Annotated in this window: 26 protein-coding genes; 25 read left to right on the forward strand and 1 reads right to left on the reverse strand. The window is 37.3% G+C overall.

The features are described from left to right. Positions 1-33: 33 nt before the first annotated feature. From ACTQ54_RS08600 to ACTQ54_RS08625, 6 genes are all read left to right on the forward strand, one after another. The gene (locus tag ACTQ54_RS08600; protein WP_441755970.1) at positions 34-318 is read left to right on the forward strand and encodes a GNAT family N-acetyltransferase; all 285 of its coding nucleotides are present in this window, start codon (positions 34-36) and stop codon (positions 316-318) included. 256 nt (positions 319-574) lie between these two features. Continuing rightward, positions 575-985, forward strand: a complete 411-nt coding sequence (gene rpsL / locus ACTQ54_RS08605; RefSeq protein ID WP_441755972.1) for a 30S ribosomal protein S12 — start codon at positions 575-577, stop codon at positions 983-985. 47 nt (positions 986-1,032) lie between these two features. After that, the gene (rpsG, locus tag ACTQ54_RS08610; protein WP_441755974.1) at positions 1,033-1,503 is read left to right on the forward strand and encodes a 30S ribosomal protein S7; all 471 of its coding nucleotides are present in this window, start codon (positions 1,033-1,035) and stop codon (positions 1,501-1,503) included. Between the two features lie 87 nt (positions 1,504-1,590). Beyond that, positions 1,591-3,681 carry an elongation factor G gene (fusA, locus tag ACTQ54_RS08615; RefSeq protein ID WP_441755976.1) on the forward strand — a complete coding sequence of 697 codons (2,091 nt, stop codon included), beginning with the start codon at positions 1,591-1,593 and terminating at the stop codon, positions 3,679-3,681. A gap of 144 nt (positions 3,682-3,825) precedes the next feature. Next, positions 3,826-5,013, forward strand: a complete 1,188-nt coding sequence (gene tuf / locus ACTQ54_RS08620; protein ID WP_441755978.1) for an elongation factor Tu — start codon at positions 3,826-3,828, stop codon at positions 5,011-5,013. A 138-nt stretch (positions 5,014-5,151) separates the two neighbouring features. Further along, the gene (locus ACTQ54_RS08625; RefSeq protein WP_441755980.1) at positions 5,152-6,405 is read left to right on the forward strand and encodes a mechanosensitive ion channel; all 1,254 of its coding nucleotides are present in this window, start codon (positions 5,152-5,154) and stop codon (positions 6,403-6,405) included. Between the two features lie 569 nt (positions 6,406-6,974). Here ACTQ54_RS08625 and ACTQ54_RS08630 read toward each other — a convergent pair. Then, positions 6,975-7,868 (reverse strand): hypothetical protein, encoded by an 894-nt coding sequence (locus ACTQ54_RS08630; protein ID WP_441755982.1) that lies wholly within the window; start codon positions 7,866-7,868, stop codon positions 6,975-6,977. 390 nt (positions 7,869-8,258) lie between these two features. On the opposite strand from ACTQ54_RS08630, the gene rpsJ reads away from it, so the two are divergent. From rpsJ to rpsE, 19 genes are read left to right on the forward strand one after another with little or no spacing between them, the layout of a single operon-like run. Beyond that, positions 8,259-8,567: a 30S ribosomal protein S10 gene (rpsJ, locus tag ACTQ54_RS08635; RefSeq protein ID WP_441755984.1), complete on the forward strand. Its 309-nt coding sequence runs from the start codon at positions 8,259-8,261 to the stop codon at positions 8,565-8,567. A 26-nt stretch (positions 8,568-8,593) separates the two neighbouring features. Further along, a complete protein-coding gene (rplC, locus tag ACTQ54_RS08640; protein WP_441755986.1) occupies positions 8,594-9,229 on the forward strand; it encodes a 50S ribosomal protein L3 in 636 nt (211 codons plus the stop codon). 23 nt (positions 9,230-9,252) lie between these two features. Beyond that, positions 9,253-9,876 carry a 50S ribosomal protein L4 gene (gene rplD, locus ACTQ54_RS08645; protein WP_441755988.1) on the forward strand — a complete coding sequence of 208 codons (624 nt, stop codon included), beginning with the start codon at positions 9,253-9,255 and terminating at the stop codon, positions 9,874-9,876. Continuing rightward, positions 9,876-10,169, forward strand: a complete 294-nt coding sequence (gene rplW, locus ACTQ54_RS08650; RefSeq protein ID WP_441755990.1) for a 50S ribosomal protein L23 — start codon at positions 9,876-9,878, stop codon at positions 10,167-10,169. The genes rplD and rplW overlap by 1 nt, the downstream gene beginning before the upstream one ends. A gap of 33 nt (positions 10,170-10,202) precedes the next feature. Further along, positions 10,203-11,033 (forward strand): 50S ribosomal protein L2, encoded by an 831-nt coding sequence (rplB, locus tag ACTQ54_RS08655; protein WP_441755991.1) that lies wholly within the window; start codon positions 10,203-10,205, stop codon positions 11,031-11,033. Positions 11,034-11,070: 37 nt separating this feature from the next. Beyond that, positions 11,071-11,352, forward strand: coding sequence for a 30S ribosomal protein S19 (gene rpsS / locus ACTQ54_RS08660; RefSeq protein WP_313792366.1), 282 nt, complete (start codon positions 11,071-11,073; stop codon positions 11,350-11,352). Positions 11,353-11,370: 18 nt separating this feature from the next. Continuing rightward, the gene (gene rplV, locus ACTQ54_RS08665; RefSeq protein ID WP_441755994.1) at positions 11,371-11,727 is read left to right on the forward strand and encodes a 50S ribosomal protein L22; all 357 of its coding nucleotides are present in this window, start codon (positions 11,371-11,373) and stop codon (positions 11,725-11,727) included. 3 nt (positions 11,728-11,730) lie between these two features. Further along, on the forward strand, positions 11,731-12,372 hold the full coding sequence (gene rpsC, locus ACTQ54_RS08670) for a 30S ribosomal protein S3 (protein WP_441755996.1): 642 nt from the start codon (positions 11,731-11,733) through the stop codon (positions 12,370-12,372). A gap of 18 nt (positions 12,373-12,390) precedes the next feature. Further along, positions 12,391-12,825, forward strand: a complete 435-nt coding sequence (rplP, locus tag ACTQ54_RS08675; protein ID WP_441755998.1) for a 50S ribosomal protein L16 — start codon at positions 12,391-12,393, stop codon at positions 12,823-12,825. Further along, complete coding sequence (gene rpmC, locus ACTQ54_RS08680; protein WP_441756000.1) at positions 12,815-13,009, forward strand: 50S ribosomal protein L29; 195 nt, start codon at positions 12,815-12,817, stop codon at positions 13,007-13,009. Before rplP ends, rpmC begins: the two co-directional genes overlap by 11 nt. Positions 13,010-13,032: 23 nt before the next feature. Next, positions 13,033-13,299: a 30S ribosomal protein S17 gene (gene rpsQ / locus ACTQ54_RS08685; RefSeq protein WP_441756001.1), complete on the forward strand. Its 267-nt coding sequence runs from the start codon at positions 13,033-13,035 to the stop codon at positions 13,297-13,299. Between the two features lie 34 nt (positions 13,300-13,333). Next, positions 13,334-13,702 carry a 50S ribosomal protein L14 gene (rplN, locus tag ACTQ54_RS08690; protein ID WP_441756003.1) on the forward strand — a complete coding sequence of 123 codons (369 nt, stop codon included), beginning with the start codon at positions 13,334-13,336 and terminating at the stop codon, positions 13,700-13,702. Positions 13,703-13,727: 25 nt separating this feature from the next. Next, positions 13,728-14,033, forward strand: a complete 306-nt coding sequence (gene rplX / locus ACTQ54_RS08695; protein ID WP_441756005.1) for a 50S ribosomal protein L24 — start codon at positions 13,728-13,730, stop codon at positions 14,031-14,033. A 23-nt stretch (positions 14,034-14,056) separates the two neighbouring features. Then, the gene (rplE, locus tag ACTQ54_RS08700) at positions 14,057-14,599 is read left to right on the forward strand and encodes a 50S ribosomal protein L5 (protein ID WP_441756007.1); all 543 of its coding nucleotides are present in this window, start codon (positions 14,057-14,059) and stop codon (positions 14,597-14,599) included. Positions 14,600-14,618: 19 nt separating this feature from the next. Continuing rightward, the gene (locus ACTQ54_RS08705; RefSeq protein ID WP_441756009.1) at positions 14,619-14,804 is read left to right on the forward strand and encodes a type Z 30S ribosomal protein S14; all 186 of its coding nucleotides are present in this window, start codon (positions 14,619-14,621) and stop codon (positions 14,802-14,804) included. Positions 14,805-14,839: 35 nt separating this feature from the next. Beyond that, positions 14,840-15,238 (forward strand): 30S ribosomal protein S8, encoded by a 399-nt coding sequence (gene rpsH / locus ACTQ54_RS08710; RefSeq protein WP_441756011.1) that lies wholly within the window; start codon positions 14,840-14,842, stop codon positions 15,236-15,238. A gap of 39 nt (positions 15,239-15,277) precedes the next feature. Further along, complete coding sequence (gene rplF / locus ACTQ54_RS08715) at positions 15,278-15,814, forward strand: 50S ribosomal protein L6 (RefSeq protein ID WP_441756013.1); 537 nt, start codon at positions 15,278-15,280, stop codon at positions 15,812-15,814. 52 nt (positions 15,815-15,866) lie between these two features. Further along, entirely contained in the window at positions 15,867-16,223 is a 357-nt protein-coding gene (gene rplR, locus ACTQ54_RS08720; protein WP_441756014.1) for a 50S ribosomal protein L18, read from the forward strand. A gap of 20 nt (positions 16,224-16,243) precedes the next feature. Beyond that, positions 16,244-16,747 carry a 30S ribosomal protein S5 gene (rpsE, locus tag ACTQ54_RS08725; protein WP_441756016.1) on the forward strand — a complete coding sequence of 168 codons (504 nt, stop codon included), beginning with the start codon at positions 16,244-16,246 and terminating at the stop codon, positions 16,745-16,747. Positions 16,748-16,753: the final 6 nt, after the last annotated feature.

The raw sequence follows: 16,753 nt of genomic DNA on the forward strand, positions 1-16,753 counted from the left end.
TTTAATTATCAATTATAGAAGGGAGGTTTTAAGATGAAATTCGAAAGAAAAGACGATGCACTTGTTGCCCACGACGAAAACGGAAAATTAATTGCTGAAATCACCTTCCCGCCAACTTCTGATCCGATGATTGTTAATGCGAACCACACCTTTGTCGATCCTAGCTTAAGAGGTAAAGGTATTGCAGGGCAGTTAGTTGACGCAATGGTTGAAGAAATGAAAGCTGAGGGCAAAAAGATTAAAGCGACTTGCCCTTATGTAGTTGATAAATTTAATGATGAACCAGATAAATATGACTTTATTAATGCAGACCGTTAATAAAATCATAAGTGTATAGGTAATAGAAGTCATTGCTTAGAAAAAAATGTTTTTGTTCTGGTTAAATGGTTGACGAGAAACAAAAAACATGTTATAGTAACCAAGGTGTTTTTATTGACAGATCCCTGATATTCAGTCGTGCTGACTGCTATAGGAGCGCCCGGTCAGAGCAATGGACTTCATTGCCTATCTTTTTAAACAAAAATGACACACTTGGATGTGTGGACTAAGAAACAACGAGGGAGGAGGACACTAAATGCCTACTATTAATCAATTAGTAAATAAACCACGTAAATCAAAATCAACGAAATCAAATTCACCTGCGTTGAATAAAGGATATAACAGTTTCAAACGTACACAAACTGATACTTTATCTCCTCAAAAACGTGGTGTTTGTACTCGTGTGGGTACGATGACACCTAAAAAACCTAACTCAGCTTTACGTAAATACGCTCGTGTTCGTTTATCTAACTTAATGGAAGTAACTGCTTATATTCCAGGTGTTGGACACAACTTACAAGAACACAGTGTTGTATTAATTCGTGGTGGTCGTGTTAAAGACTTACCAGGGGTACGTTACCATATTGTTCGTGGTGCGTTAGATACAGCTGGCGTTAACAACCGTAAACAAGGACGTTCTAAATACGGAACTAAAAAACCTAAATAATAAATAACTTATATTGAATTACTAAATTTTCGAAAGGAGGATTTTTTATGCCTCGTAAGGGAGCCGTTCCAAAACGCGAAGTTTTACCAGATCCGATTTATAACTCTAAATTAGTAACCCGTACAATTAACCGTATCATGGTTGATGGGAAACGTGGTAAAGCTGCAACTATTTTATATGCTGCATTTGATATTGTTCGTGAACAAACTGGACAAGATCCAATGGAAGTATTCGATCAAGCAATTGAAAACATTATGCCATTACTAGAAGTTAAAGCTCGTCGTGTAGGTGGGTCAAACTACCAAGTACCAGTTGAGGTGCGTCCAGACCGTCGCTACTCATTAGCTATTCGTTGGTTAGTAAACTATGCACGTCTACGTGGAGAAAAAACTATGGAATTACGTTTAGCACGTGAAATCATGGATGCTTCAAACAATACTGGTGCTTCAGTTAAAAAACGTGAAGATATGCATAAAATGGCAGAAGCTAACAAAGCCTTTGCACATTACCGCTGGTAAGATTTATAATGGTACTGTCAGCTTAATTAGGCTGGCAATGTCAAACATTGACATCTACTCAATTATATGAAAGAGGGGTAAACTTAGATGGCAAAAAGAGAATTTTCTCTTGAAAGAACACGTAATATTGGTATCATGGCCCACATTGATGCCGGTAAGACGACAACTACTGAACGTATCTTGTACTATACAGGTCGTATCCATAAACTTGGTGAAACTCACGAAGGTGCTTCACAAATGGACTGGATGGAACAAGAACAAGAACGTGGAATTACCATTACATCTGCAGCAACAACTGCTCAATGGGATGACCACCGTGTTAACATTATCGATACTCCTGGACACGTGGACTTTACTGTAGAAGTAGAACGTTCTTTACGTGTGCTTGATGGAGCAGTTGCTTTACTTGATGCCCAATCAGGTGTAGAGCCTCAAACTGAAACTGTATGGCGTCAAGCAACGACTTACGGTGTTCCTCGTATCGTTTTTGTAAACAAAATGGATAAAGTAGGTGCAGATTTCTTATATTCTGTAGGTACTATTCACGATCGTTTACAAGCAAACGCACACCCAGTTCAAATCCCAATTGGTGCTGAAGATAACTTTACTGGAATCATCGATCTAGTTGAAATGAAAGCTTATAAATACAATAATGACGAAGGAACGGATATTGAAGAAATTGAAATTCCTGCAGATTACCAAGAACTAGCTGAAGAATGGCGTGGTAAATTAATCGAAGCAGTAGCTGATACTGATGAAGATATTATGATGGCCTATTTAGAAGGTGAAGAAATTGATGTTGAAACACTAAAAGCTGGAATTCGTAAAGCAACTATTAGTGTTGATTTCTACCCAGTATTCTGTGGTTCAGCCTTCAAAAACAAAGGTGTTCAATTACTATTAGATGGTGTTATTGATTACTTACCATCTCCATTAGATGTACCACCAATCGTTGGTACTGTTCCTGGAACTGGAGAAGAATTAGAGCATCATGCAGATGATTCTGAAGCCTTTGCTGCTTTAGCGTTTAAAGTAATGACTGACCCATTCGTAGGTCGTTTAACATTCTTCCGTGTGTATTCTGGTACTTTAGAAGCTGGATCATACGTACTAAACGCAACTAAAGATAACCGCGAACGTGTTGGACGTATTTTACAAATGCACGCAAACTCTCGTCAAGAGATTCCAGTTGTATATTCTGGGGATATTGCAGCAGCTGTAGGATTGAAAAACACAGGTACAGGTGACACTTTATGTGACGAAAAAACACCTGTTATTTTAGAATCAATGGAATTCCCTGAACCAGTTATTAACGTAGCTATCGAACCGGATTCTAAAGCTGACCAAGATAAAATGTCTATCGCTTTAGGTAAATTAGCTGAAGAAGACCCAACATTCCGTGCTACAACTGACCATGAAACAGGTCAAACCATTATTGCTGGTATGGGTGAGTTACACTTAGATATCATTGTTGACCGTCTAAAACGTGAATTTAAAGTTTCTGCTACTGTTGGTGCGCCGCAAGTTTCGTACCGTGAGACATTCCGTGCTTCAACACAAGCTGAAGGTAAATTCGTTCGTCAATCAGGTGGTAAAGGTCAATACGGTCACGTATGGATTGAATTTACACCTAACGAAGAAGGTGCTGGTTTTGAATTCGAAAATGCTATCGTTGGTGGGGTTGTTCCTCGTGAATATATTCCTGCGGTCGAAGCTGGTTTGAAAGATGCATTAGAAAATGGTATCTTAGCTGGATTCCCTATGGTTGATATTAAAGCTAAACTTTATGATGGTTCATATCACGATGTCGATTCATCTGAAACTGCCTTTAAAGTTGCAGCATCAATGGCGTTGAGAGCAGCTGCTAAAACAGCGCAACCAACAATTTTGGAGCCGATGATGGCTGTGGAAGTAACTGTACCTGAAGAATATTTAGGTGATGTTATGGGACACATTAGCTCACGTCGTGGTAGAATTGAAGGTACTCAAGCCAGAGGTAATGCACAAATCGTTAAAGGTATGATTCCATTATCTGAAATGTTTGGTTATGCAACAACACTACGTTCAGCAACACAAGGACGTGGAACGTTCTCAATGACATTTGATCACTATGAAGATGTTCCAAAATCTATTGCTGATGAAATTATTAAAACTTATGGTGGTAAATCTGAAGCGTAGGCTTGAGAGTTGAACACAAAAATATTTGTAAGGCAATAACTCTTTCTTAAGATTGAATTTTAATTAAGAGATAAGTATAATATAAGGTGATAGATTGTTATAAATCTATAGCCTTAGACAAATTTTTAGGAGGAATTATCTAAAATGGCAAAAGAAAAATTCGAACGTACGAAACCGCACGTTAACGTTGGTACTTTAGGACACGTTGACCACGGTAAAACGACTTTATCTGCAGCAATCGCAACTGTATTAGCTAAACAAGGTCACGGTGTTGCTCAAGACTACGCTTCTATCGATAACGCACCTGAAGAAAAAGAACGTGGAATCACAATCAATACTTCACATATCGAGTATGAAACTGAAAACCGTCACTACGCACACGTTGACTGTCCAGGACACGCGGACTACGTTAAAAACATGATCACTGGTGCTGCTCAAATGGACGGCGCAATCTTAGTAGTTTCTGCAGCTGATGGTCCAATGCCACAAACTCGTGAGCATATCTTATTGGCTGGTCAAGTAGGGGTTCCTTACTTCGTAGTATTCTTAAACAAAGTTGACATGGTTGACGACGAAGAATTATTAGAATTAGTTGAAATGGAAGTTCGTGATTTATTAACTGAATACGACTATCCAGGTGACGACGTTCCTGTTATCGCTGGTTCAGCTTTAAAAGCTTTAGAAGGCGAAGCAGAATACGAAGAAAAAATTCTTGAATTAATGGCTGCGGTTGACGAGTATATTCCAGAACCACAACGTGACACTGACAAACCATTCATGATGCCAGTTGAGGACGTATTCTCAATTACTGGTCGTGGTACAGTTGCTACTGGTCGTGTTGAGCGTGGTACAATTAAAGTTGGAGATGAAGTAGATATCGTTGGTATCGCTGATGCAATCTCTAAATCAACTGTAACTGGTGTTGAAATGTTCCGTAAATTATTAGACTACGCTGAAGCAGGAGATAACGTAGGTACTTTATTACGTGGTGTTACACGTGAAGATATCCAACGTGGTCAAGTTTTAGCTAAACCAGGAACAATCACTCCACATACTAAATTTACAGCTGAAGTTTATATCTTATCTAAAGAAGAAGGTGGACGTCACACGCCATTCTTCTCAAACTACCGCCCACAATTCTACTTCCGTACAACTGACGTAACTGGTGTTATCGAGTTACCAGAAGGAACAGAAATGGTTATGCCTGGTGATAACATTGCAATGACAGTTGAATTAATTCACCCAATCGCGATTGAAGATGGAACTAAATTCTCAATCCGTGAAGGTGGACGTACTGTTGGTGCTGGTGTTGTTTCAAGCATCGTCGGTTAATCTTAACTTAATCAATTTTATACCAAAGCGAAACTTACATCGCTTTGGTATTTTTTTTCGAAAAAATTTGATTAATTTCAACTTTATTCAATTGAATGATATAATCAATTGAAAATATTATATATGGAGGGTTGGCAAATGGAAATTCAGGAACTATTCCGAACGTTTATCGCTGCATTACCTGGGATTTTAGGTGCCTTGTTACTGCTAATCATTGCGATTGTGTTGGCGCATGTCATAAAAGGATTGACCATCAAAGGTTTAAATAAAATAGAATTTGGTCAAAAATTACAAGAATGGGGTGTTTCGAAAAACGATCAAGAAAGTATTACTTTTCTAGAGACAATTGGAACCTTTATGTATTTCCTTGTAGTTTTAATATTCTTGCCGTTTGTACTGAATGGGTTGAATTTATCGGGAGTCGCAGATCCTATCGTAAGTATGTTTAATCGCTTCTTTCAATTTATTCCTAATATCATTGCTGCGATTATTATTTTAATTGTAGGTCTTTATTTTTGTCGTTTTGTTAGAAATTTAGTTCAGAATCTATTTGAAGGCTTAAATATTGATAAATGGTACGCTAAAGTCACTGGACAAGTGATTGAAGGAGAAATCCATGAAACACGCTTAGCAGAAGTGTTAGCCAATGTTGTCTATGTATTGATATTTATTCCGATCTTAACTGTAGCTTTAGAAACTTTAGGTATTGAAAGTATTTCAACACCGATTATTAGTGTTTTAAATCAAATATTGGCTGCGATACCAAATATTTTAACAGCCTTAGTTTTGGTTGTGCTAGGAGCTTTTATTTCTAATCTTGTCGGTGATTTGCTCGAAAGTCTCATTCGCACGTCAGGCATTGATCGTTATTCAAACTATTTGAATTTTAAAGGTGAATCTCATTTGCGGATTTCTACCGTAGCAGCTCAAATTATAAAAACAATTTTATTAATTTTCTTTGTGGTAGAAGCTTTAAATGTCTTGCGTTTAGAAGTGTTGAATACGATTGGCACAGCTGTAATTTCATATATGCCTCTTGTGATTAGTGCGATATTTATTTTAGCAATTGGTATTATTGGCGGGAATATATTAGCTGACTTTTTAACAAAAGTGTCAGGTAGTAAGGTTTTTGGAGAGTTTGCCCGCTATGCCATTATTGTCTTGTCTATTTTTATGACTTTGGATCAATTACAATTTGCTCAAACAATTGTCAATTCGAGTTTTATTATCATTTTAGGCGCGATTGCGGTAGCTTTCGCCCTTGCCTTTGGAATTGGCGGAAGTGATTTTGCTGCTAGACAGTTAGAGAAAGCGGATAAGGCGCTTGAAGAGGTTGAAGAAGAGCCCGTAACTGAATTAATTGAAGAAAGACAGCAAAAAGAGTTAAAATAGAAGTAAATTTAACGAAAGAATGTGATTAAATGAAATTTATTTTGATCATCGTATTCGCTGTAATAGGTTTCGTAATGTTTCTACCGTCAGGACCGATTAACGGTTTGATTGGTTTGTTTATAGGAGCAGCTATCGGGGGAGCCTTTAGTTTAACTGGCAGAAATAAGAAGCAATAATGAATAGAGAAAACCCACTAAAACATTCACCTGCTTTAAGGTGATGAAATTAGTGGGTTTTTTATGAATATTAAAAGCCGATTCCTAATTCTGATTTCAACTTAAGAAATTCATCGTAGGTCATGCATTCTACATCACTCTCGCTAGTCACTTGTTCTTGTGTGGGTGCGAAAGTTGTCTGTAATTCGAACGAATCAGAAACAGATAATCTGTAAATTCAGGATCGAGTATTGATTGGGGATCTGCATTTGAACGGTAATAGGCAACTTGGTCTAAAAGCGTTTTATCTGGAAAAGTACAAGAGCTGTATTCTATTTCCCAACGATAGCCAAGAATTCAGTGTAAAAAGCTTCTTGTTGATTATCAGCGATAGAGTTAATAAAATAAGTCCCTCTAATATTGAATTCCAACTTCTTCAGTTAAGGCGTTAAATTCTTCGGTGGTCATGTATTCAATCTCACTCTCGGCTGGTACGCGTTCATCTGTAGGAGCGTAAGTTGATGTAATTTCAATTAATTCAGGTAAAGATACTGAAATGCCTAGTGTTTCTCCAGACTCTTCGGTTTCTTCATTTGGTATAGTCAATGTAACGTTTTGTGTGACGACTTGCTCGTTAGGGTTAATAACGAATTCGATTGTTAACTCTGATTGGTCGTTAGGAGTAATTATAGATGAACCAATAAATTCGCTTAATTGATCACCAGTTAAGACAGCACTAGCTGTCACAACGCCTCCGTCATTCGTATAGTTAATTTCTGTAGGGAGTTCTAAAAACGAATCGATAGACTGTAATTGTTCCGTTATTTCAACATCCTCTGGTGTTTGTTCAACAAGACGTCCGTTAGTTGCTTCTTCAAGTGCTTTCAGTTTATCAGAAAATTCAGGATCCATACTTAACAAAAACTCTTCGCTTGCTCGGTAAAATCCAACTTGATCGACTAACATTCTATCAGGATATGTATAGGCGATGTAATCAACTTCTCCTTCGGCATTGAGAAATTCCGTTAGGTATGCTCCTTGGGTATTATCTATAATAGAACGAATGGAAGTTGTCCCTCCGAAAGTAATATTACTTTCAGTTATATAAGCATCGACTTCTTGAAATTGCGATAAGACATAATCAACATATTCTTCATCACTTCTATCCCCTTGTTCAAAATCAAGGTTTGATTGGGCGAAAATGGTCAATGGTTCAGACATGTGACTGGATGTTAAAGAGTTCAAAGTAGAAAAACCAATACTTCCAAGACTTACAATACTTAGAAACGAAACAACTACCTTTTTCATGAAACTCGCCTCCATAATTTTGTTAATTATATTTTCAGTATACATGAAATGGTCTCCTTATCAATAAAAGTGACTTAACAGAAATAAAAAAGAATTTTATCTTCTATATATATAGTAGAAAACAGCTATTAAAAAGCATGGGAAAATCCTCAGAAATAATTTTCAAAAAAATAGATATTTCCCTTGCAAGATATAAAGTTTTTCGTTATAATAGTCGTTGTGCCTAAAGAACTATTTGTGCGCAAATTTTTAGGTATATCCCCTCTATTTTACTGAGGGACAGCTATGAAGCGAGAGGTTGTGACACGCTCGGACGAGTTGCCAAGAGGGTGTTGTTAGAAATTCTTGTGGAGCAAGTCATGTTACAAATTTGACGAAGGAGGAAAACAAATGGCAAAACAAAAAATTCGTATTCGTTTGAAGGCTTATGAGCACCGTGCTTTAGACTTATCAGCGAATAAAATTGTAGAATCGGCAAAAAGAACAGGAGCAAAGATTGTAGGTCCAATTCCATTACCAACAGATCGTTCGCTCTATACAGTTATTCGTGCAACACATAAGTATAAAGATTCTCGTGAGCAATTCGAAATGCGTACTCACAAACGTCTAATCGATATCGTAGACCCAACTTCAAAAACAGTTGATGCGTTAATGAAATTAGACTTACCAAGTGGCGTTGACATTGAAATTAAATTATAAAAATTAAAAATATAGGAGGTGTACTCATGACCAAAGGAATCTTAGGTAGAAAAGTAGGTATGACACAATACTTCACTGAAAATGGTGAATTAATCCCAGTAACAGTAATTGAAGCTACTCCAAACGTAGTTTTACAAGTTAAAACAATGGAAAATGATGGTTACGAAGCAGTTCAAGTTGGATATCAAGAATTACGTGAAGTGTTGACAAACAAACCTGCAAAAGGTCATGTAGCAAAAGCAAATGCTACTCCTAAGCGCTTCATTCGCGAATTTCGTGATGTCGAGCTAGGAGATTACGAAGTAGGACAAGAACTAACAGTGGAAACATTCACTGCAGGTGACATCGTGGATGTCACGGGTACATCAAAGGGTAAAGGATTCCAAGGTGTTATTAAACGTCATGGTCAATCACGCGGCCCAATGTCTCATGGTTCTAGATTCCACCGTCGCCCAGGTTCAATGGGTATGGCGTCAGATGCTTCTAAAGTATTCAAAGGCAAAAAACTAGCTGGTCAAATGGGTGGCGAACGTACAACCATTCAAAACTTAGAAGTAGTAGCAGTGGATCCAGAAAACAACATTATTCTTGTTAAAGGAAATGTACCTGGAGCTAAAAAATCATTAGTTGAAGTTAAACAAGCAATTAAAACAGTTAAATAATGGAAGAGGGGAGGAGCGAGAAGATGCCAAAAGTTACATTATTCAACCAAGATGGATCATCAGTAGAAGAAGTAGAATTAAATGAAGCAGTATTCGGTATTGAACCAAATGAAGCAGTAATCTTCGATGCAGTTATTATGCAACGTGCGTCATTACGTCAAGGGACACACGCTGTTAAAAACAGAAGCGCTGTTCGCGGAGGCGGCCGTAAACCATGGAGACAAAAAGGAACAGGTCGTGCACGTCAAGGTTCAATCCGTTCACCACAATGGGTTGGAGGTGGAGTTGTCTTTGGTCCAACACCTCGTTCATATGGTTATAAATTACCACGTAAAGTTCGTCGTTTAGCTTTACAATCAGTACTTTCACAAAAAGTTGCTCAAGGCGACTTAGTATTAGTAGATAGCTTAACATTTGAATCTCCAAAAACTAAAGAATTCAAAGCAGTATTAAGTAACTTATCTATCGATGCTAAAGTGTTATTGATTTTAGAAGGCGACAATAACAATGCATACTTTGCAGCACGTAACTTACCAAATGTTAAAGTAATTGACGACAACAATGTCAATGTTTTAGATTTAGTAAATTACGATAAAGTATTAATTACCAAAGCTGCACTTTCTACAGTAGAGGAGGCTTTAGCATAATGCAACTATCTGAAGTAGTATTAAGACCTGTTATTACGGAACAATCCATGTTAGGCATTGATGAGCGTAAATACACGTTTGAAGTTGATCGTCGTGCAAACAAAACACACATCAAACAAGCAGTTGAAGCTATGTTTCCAGGTGTAAAAGTTCAAAAAGTTAACACAATTAACGTTGACGGAAAAGCTAAACGTATGGGTCGCTATACAGGCTTTTCACGTAAATACAAAAAAGCAGTCGTAACATTAACTGAAGATTCAAGTAATATCGAATTATTCGGAGAAACTGAATAATACCCCAAATAACTAATATAGGAGGGAAAAATAGTGGCAATCAAACATTACAAACCGATTACTAACGGTCGTCGTAATATGACTGGCTATGATTTCTCTGAAATCACAACGAATAAACCAGAGAAGACTTTATTAGACCACCAAAAACAAAAAGCAGGTCGTAATAATCAAGGTAAAATCACTGTTCGCCATCAAGGTGGCGGTAACAAACGTGCTTACCGTATTATTGACTTTAAACGTAACAAAGATAACGTTATTGGAACCGTAGCAACTATCGAATACGATCCAAACCGTACAGCAAATATTGCTTTAATCCACTATGAAGATGGAGTTAAAACATATATCCTTGCACCAAAAGGCTTAAAAGTTGGCCAAAAAATTGAATCTGGCGAAAATGCTGACATTCAAATTGGTAATGCATTACCTTTATTAAATATCCCTGTAGGTACTGTTGTTCACAATATCGAATTAAAACCTGGTAAAGGTGGACAATTAATCCGTTCAGCAGGTACAAGTGCTCAAGTGCTAGGTCACGAAGGTAAATATACCCTTATCCGTCTACAATCAGGTGAGGTTCGTATGATTTTATCTACTTGTCGTGCAACAGTAGGGACTGTTGGTAATGAGCAACATGAATTAATTAACATTGGTAAAGCAGGTCGCTCTCGTTGGTTATCTAAACGTCCAGCAGTTCGTGGATCTGTAATGAACCCTAACGATCACCCACACGGTGGTGGTGAAGGACGTGCTCCAATTGGACTTCCATCACCAATGTCACCATGGGGTAAACCAACTCTTGGTAAGAAAACTCGTAAAACTAACAAAAAATCAAGCAAGCTAATTATTCGTTCACGTAAAAAATAAGTCGTATAATTAGATAATTTTGAAGGGAGGCTACACTGTGAGTCGTAGTTTGAAAAAAGGACCTTTTGTCGATGATCATTTGATGAAAAAAGTTGAAGAACAACAAAATAACTCAAAGAAACAAGTCATTAAAACATGGTCACGTCGTTCTACAATTTTCCCTAATTTCATTGGGTTAACAATTGCTGTATATGACGGACGTAAACATGTACCAGTGTACGTGCAAGAAGATATGGTTGGACATAAATTAGGCGAATTTGTCCCAACTCGTACATATAAAGGTCACGCAAGTGACGATCGTAAAACACAAAGACGCTAATAAGAGGAGGGAATAAAGATGACAGAACAAATCACATCTGCAAAAGCAATTGCTAAAACCGTACGAATTGCTCCTCGTAAAGTTCGTTTAGTAGCTGATCTTATTAGAGGTAAACAAATCGGTGAAGCTATTTCAATTTTAAAATTCACTCCAAATGCGAGTGCACCAGTAATTGAAAAAGTTTTAATGTCTGCAATAGCAAATGCTGAACATAATTATGATTTAGATATTGAAAGCTTATACGTAAGCGAAATTTATGTGAATGAAGGACCCACTATGAAACGCTTCCGTCCAAGAGCAAAAGGTTCTGCTTCACAAATTTTAAAACGCACTAGCCACATCACAGTTGTGGTATCAGAAAAAGAGGAGGTTTAATAAATGGGTCAAAAAGTACATCCGATTGGGATGCGTGTTGGCATCATCCGTGACTGGGATGCTAAATGGTACGCTGACAAAAACTATGCAGATTTCTTACATGAAGATATTAAGATTCGTGAGTATCTATATACTAAACTTTCTGATGCTTCTGTTTCGACAATTCAAATTGAACGTGCAGCTAATCGTGTCGTTATTTCAATCCATACTGCTAAACCAGGAATGGTTATCGGTAAAGGTGGATCTGAAGTTGATGCAGTTCGTGCTGAGTTAAACAAATTAACTGGCAAGAAAGTACACATCAATATCGTTGAAATTAAAGAGCCAAATCTAGATGCAAGATTAGTTGCTTTAGATATTGCTAACCAATTAGAAAACCGTGTTGCTTTCCGTCGTGCACAAAAGCAAGCTATCCAAAGAACAATGAAAGCTGGAGCTAAAGGAATTAAAACTCAAGTTTCAGGTCGTTTAAATGGTGCAGATATGGCACGTACAGAACACTATTCAGAAGGAACTGTTCCATTGCATACATTACGTTCAGATATTGATTATGCATGGGAAGAAGCCGATACAACTTATGGTAAATTAGGAGTAAAAGTTTGGATTTGTCGTGGGGAAATCTTACCTACCAAATCGAATGCTTAGAAAGGAGGGAACTAATCAATGTTAGTACCTAAACGTGTAAAACACCGTCGTGAGTTCCGTGGGAAAATGCGCGGAGAAGCAAAAGGTGGAAAAAATATTGATTTTGGAACTTATGGTTTAAGAGCGGTTGAATCAAAATGGATTACAAACCGTCAAATTGAAGCTGCACGTATCGCTATGACTCGCTTCATGAAACGTGGTGGTAAAGTGTGGATTAAAATCTTCCCTCACAAATCCTACACAGCTAAAGCTATTGGGATTCGTATGGGTAAAGGTAAAGGGGCACCTGAAGGTTGGGTAGCACCAGTTAAACGCGGAAAAATTTTGTTTGAAATTGATGGGGTATCAGAAGAAGTGGCACGCGAAGCATTACGTTTAGCTTCTCACAAATTACCTATCAAAACTAAATTCGTTAAACGTGAAGAATATGGTGGTGAATCGAATGCAAATTAATGAAATCAGAGAACTTACCACTGCAGAAATGGTTGAGAAAGAAAAAGAATTCAAAAAAGAATTATTTAATCTTCGATTCCAATTAGCAACAGGTCAGTTAGAAAACACTGCCCGCTTACGTCATGTACGTAAATCAATTGCTCGTATCAAGACTGTCTTGCGTGAGCAAGAATTAGCTAAGTAATCTAGCAAGGGAGGCAAATTAAAATGACTGAAGAACGTAATAAACGTAAAGTATACCAAGGTCGGGTAGAATCAGACAAAATGGATAAAACCATTACAGTTGTTGTAGAAACACGTAAAACACATCCAATTTATGGTAAACGTGTAAAATATTCTAAAAAATATAAAGCACACGATGAAAATAATAGTGCTAAAGTAGGCGATATCGTTCGTATTATGGAAACACGCCCATTATCTAAGACGAAACGCTTCCGCTTATTAGAAATTGTTGAAGAAGCAATTATTATCTAATTAAACCAGCTAAGTTCGGAAGGAGGAAAATCAAATGATTCAAACAGAAAGCCGATTGAAAGTCGCTGATAACTCTGGCGCCCGTGAAGTCCTTGCGATTAAAGTATTGGGTGGTTCTGGACGTAAAACAGCTAATATTGGTGACGTAATTGTTGCGTCCGTAAAACATGCAACACCAGGTGGGGTTGTCAAGAAGGGTGACATCGTAAAAGCTGTCATTGTTCGTACTAAAACAGGAGCTCGCCGCAAAGATGGATCTTATATTAAATTCGATGAAAATGCATGTGTCATTATTCGTGATGATAAGAGCCCTCGCGGTACGCGTATCTTTGGACCAGTTGCACGTGAATTACGTGATAACAACTACATGAAGATTGTTTCTTTAGCTCCAGAAGTTCTGTAATTAATAACGAAGGAGGAAAGTATTCATGCGTATCAAAACAGGCGACAAAGTACAAATTATTGCAGGGAAAGATAAAGGCCAACAAGGAACTGTATTAAAAACTTTTCCTAAGCAAGATAAAGTAGTTGTTGAAGGGATAAACATTGCTAAAAAGCATACAAAACCAACACAAACAGCTACAGGTGGAATTGAAGAATTTCCAGCTCCAATTCATGTATCAAACGTTAAATTAGTCGATCCTACTTCAGGTGAACCAACACGTGTAGGTTATCGAATCGAAGATGGTAAAAAAGTTCGTTTTGCTAAAAAATCAAACGAAACTATTAACTAATTAACGAAGGGAGGATATTATTAATGGATAGTCGTTTAAAGGAAAAATATACTAACGAAGTATTACCAAAATTAGTTGAACAATTTAACTACAGTTCAGTAATGCAAGTACCAAAAATTGATAAAATTGTTATCAACATGGGTGTTGGTGATGCTGTATCTAATGCGAAAAACTTAGATAAAGCTGTTGATGAATTAACATTAATTTCAGGACAAAAACCAATCGTTACTCATGCGAAAAAATCAATTGCTGGATTCCGTTTGCGTGAAGGAATGCCAATTGGTACGAAAGTAACATTACGTGGAGCAAGAATGTATGACTTTTTAGATAAATTAATTAGTGTTTCATTACCTCGTGTACGTGATTTCCAAGGTGTGAGCAACAACTCATTTGATGGCCGTGGTAACTATACGTTAGGTGTGAAAGAACAATTAATTTTCCCAGAAGTATCATATGACAATGTAGACCGTGTTCGCGGTTTAGATATTGTTATTGTTACAACTGCTCAAACAGACGAAGAATCACATGCTTTGTTAAAAGAACTTGGCATGCCATTTAAAAAATAATTAAGGAGGCGAATCTACTGTGGCAAAAACATCAATGGTGCAAAAAAACAAACGCAATCCGAAATTTAAAGTACAAGAATATACTCGTTGTGAACGTTGTGGACGTCCGCACTCAGTTTACCGTAAATTCAAGCTTTGCCGTATTTGCTTCCGTGAATTAGCATATAAAGGTCAAATTCCAGGTGTAAGGAAAGCAAGCTGGTAATTTCAACTTAAAAATATAAAGGAGGTAAAATCCGAATGGTTATGACAGATCCAATCGCTGATTTTTTAACAAGAATCCGTAATGCAAGTAGCGTAGGACATAAAACAGTTTCTTCACCTTCATCTAATATGAAAGTTTCCATCGCTGAAATTTTGAAACAAGAAGGTTTTATCAAAAATTATGAAGTGACTGAAGATGACAAACAAGGAGAAATCAAAATCTTCTTAAAATATGGTCGTAATAATGAAAAAGTTATTACTGGTATTAAACGAATTTCTAAACCTGGATTACGTGTTTACGCTAAAACCGAAGATTTACCAAAAGTACTTAATGGCTTGGGAATTGCAATTATTTCAACATCAACTGGTGTTGTAACAGATAAGCAAGCTCGTCAAGCAGGTATTGGTGGAGAAGTATTAGCATACGTTTGGTAATCCAAACATTATTCATATAAAATAAGGAGGTGCAGCCCTGTGAGTCGTATCGGAAGAAAACCAATCGAAATTCCAGAAGGCGTAACCATTGAAATCGACGGTCATACAGTGACTGTTAAAGGACCTAAAGGCGAATTAACTCGTACTTTACATCAAAACATTGCATTAGAGTTAGAAGACAATACTTTAACTCTAACTCGTCCAGATGATTCAAAAGAAAACCGTTCATTACATGGAACAACACGTTCACTTGTATCGAATATGGTTGAAGGTGTATCAAATGGATTTAAGAAAGAATTAGATTTAATCGGTGTTGGTTACCGTGCTCAAAAACAAGGCGATAAATTAGTTTTAAACGTTGGTCTTTCTCACCCAGTTGAATTTACTGGATCAGAAGGTGTAGGTATTGAAGTACCATCAAACACGAAAATTATCGTTGAAGGATTTGACAAAGAAAAAGTTGGTGCATTAGCAGCCAATATCCGTGCCGTACGTCCACCAGAACCTTATAAAGGGAAAGGTATTCGTTACACAGACGAATTTGTACGTCGTAAAGAAGGTAAGACAGGTAAATAATCGAATTCGATTAATCTATCTGATATTAAACTAATATAAAGAGGTGACAATTGTGATTACTAAACCAGATAAAAACAAAGTACGTTTGAAAAGACACCAACGTGTCCGTAATAAAATCTCTGGTACTGCTGAGCGCCCACGCTTGAATGTATTCCGTTCGAATACACACATCTACGCTCAATTAATTGATGACGTAGCGGGTGTGACGCTAGCAAGTGCCTCTAGTAATGAAGCATCAATTGAAAAAGGAACGAAAGTTGAACAAGCTGCAGCTGTAGGTAAATTAGTAGCTGAACGTGCAGTCGAAAAAGGCTATAAAGTTGTAACATTTGATCGTGGTGGATATGTATACCATGGTCGTGTACAAGCCTTAGCAGACGCAGCACGTGAAAACGGCTTAGAATTTTAGGAAAAGGAGGACACCGATTCATGGAAATTATCAATGCAGAAAATTTAGAAAATCTAGAAGAACGCGTTGTTGCCATCAACCGTGTAACAAAAGTTGTTAAAGGTGGACGTCGTTTACGTTTCTCAGCATTAGTGGTTGTTGGAGATCGTAATGGTCACGTTGGTTTTGGTACAGGTAAAGCTCAAGAAGTACCAGAAGCAATCCGTAAGGCTGTAGAAAATGCTAAGAAAAATCTAATTACTGTACCAATGACTGGAACAACAATTCCACATGAAGCTATTGGAGAATTTTGTGGCGGTCGTGTATTATTGAAACCAGCTACTGCAGGTTCTGGAGTTGCTGCTGGAGGTCCTGTCCGTGCCGTTGTTGAATTAGCTGGATTAGCTGATATTACATCTAAGTCATTAGGATCAAACACACCAATTAATATGATTCGTGCAACAGTTGATGGATTAATGCAATTAAAAGTTGCTGAGGACGTAGCTGCTTTACGTGGCAAAACTGTAGAAGAATTATTAGGATAAGGAGGA

The sequence above is a fragment of the Fundicoccus sp. Sow4_H7 genome (assembly GCF_052115865.1).
GTDB lineage: Bacteria > Bacillota > Bacilli > Lactobacillales > Aerococcaceae > Fundicoccus_A.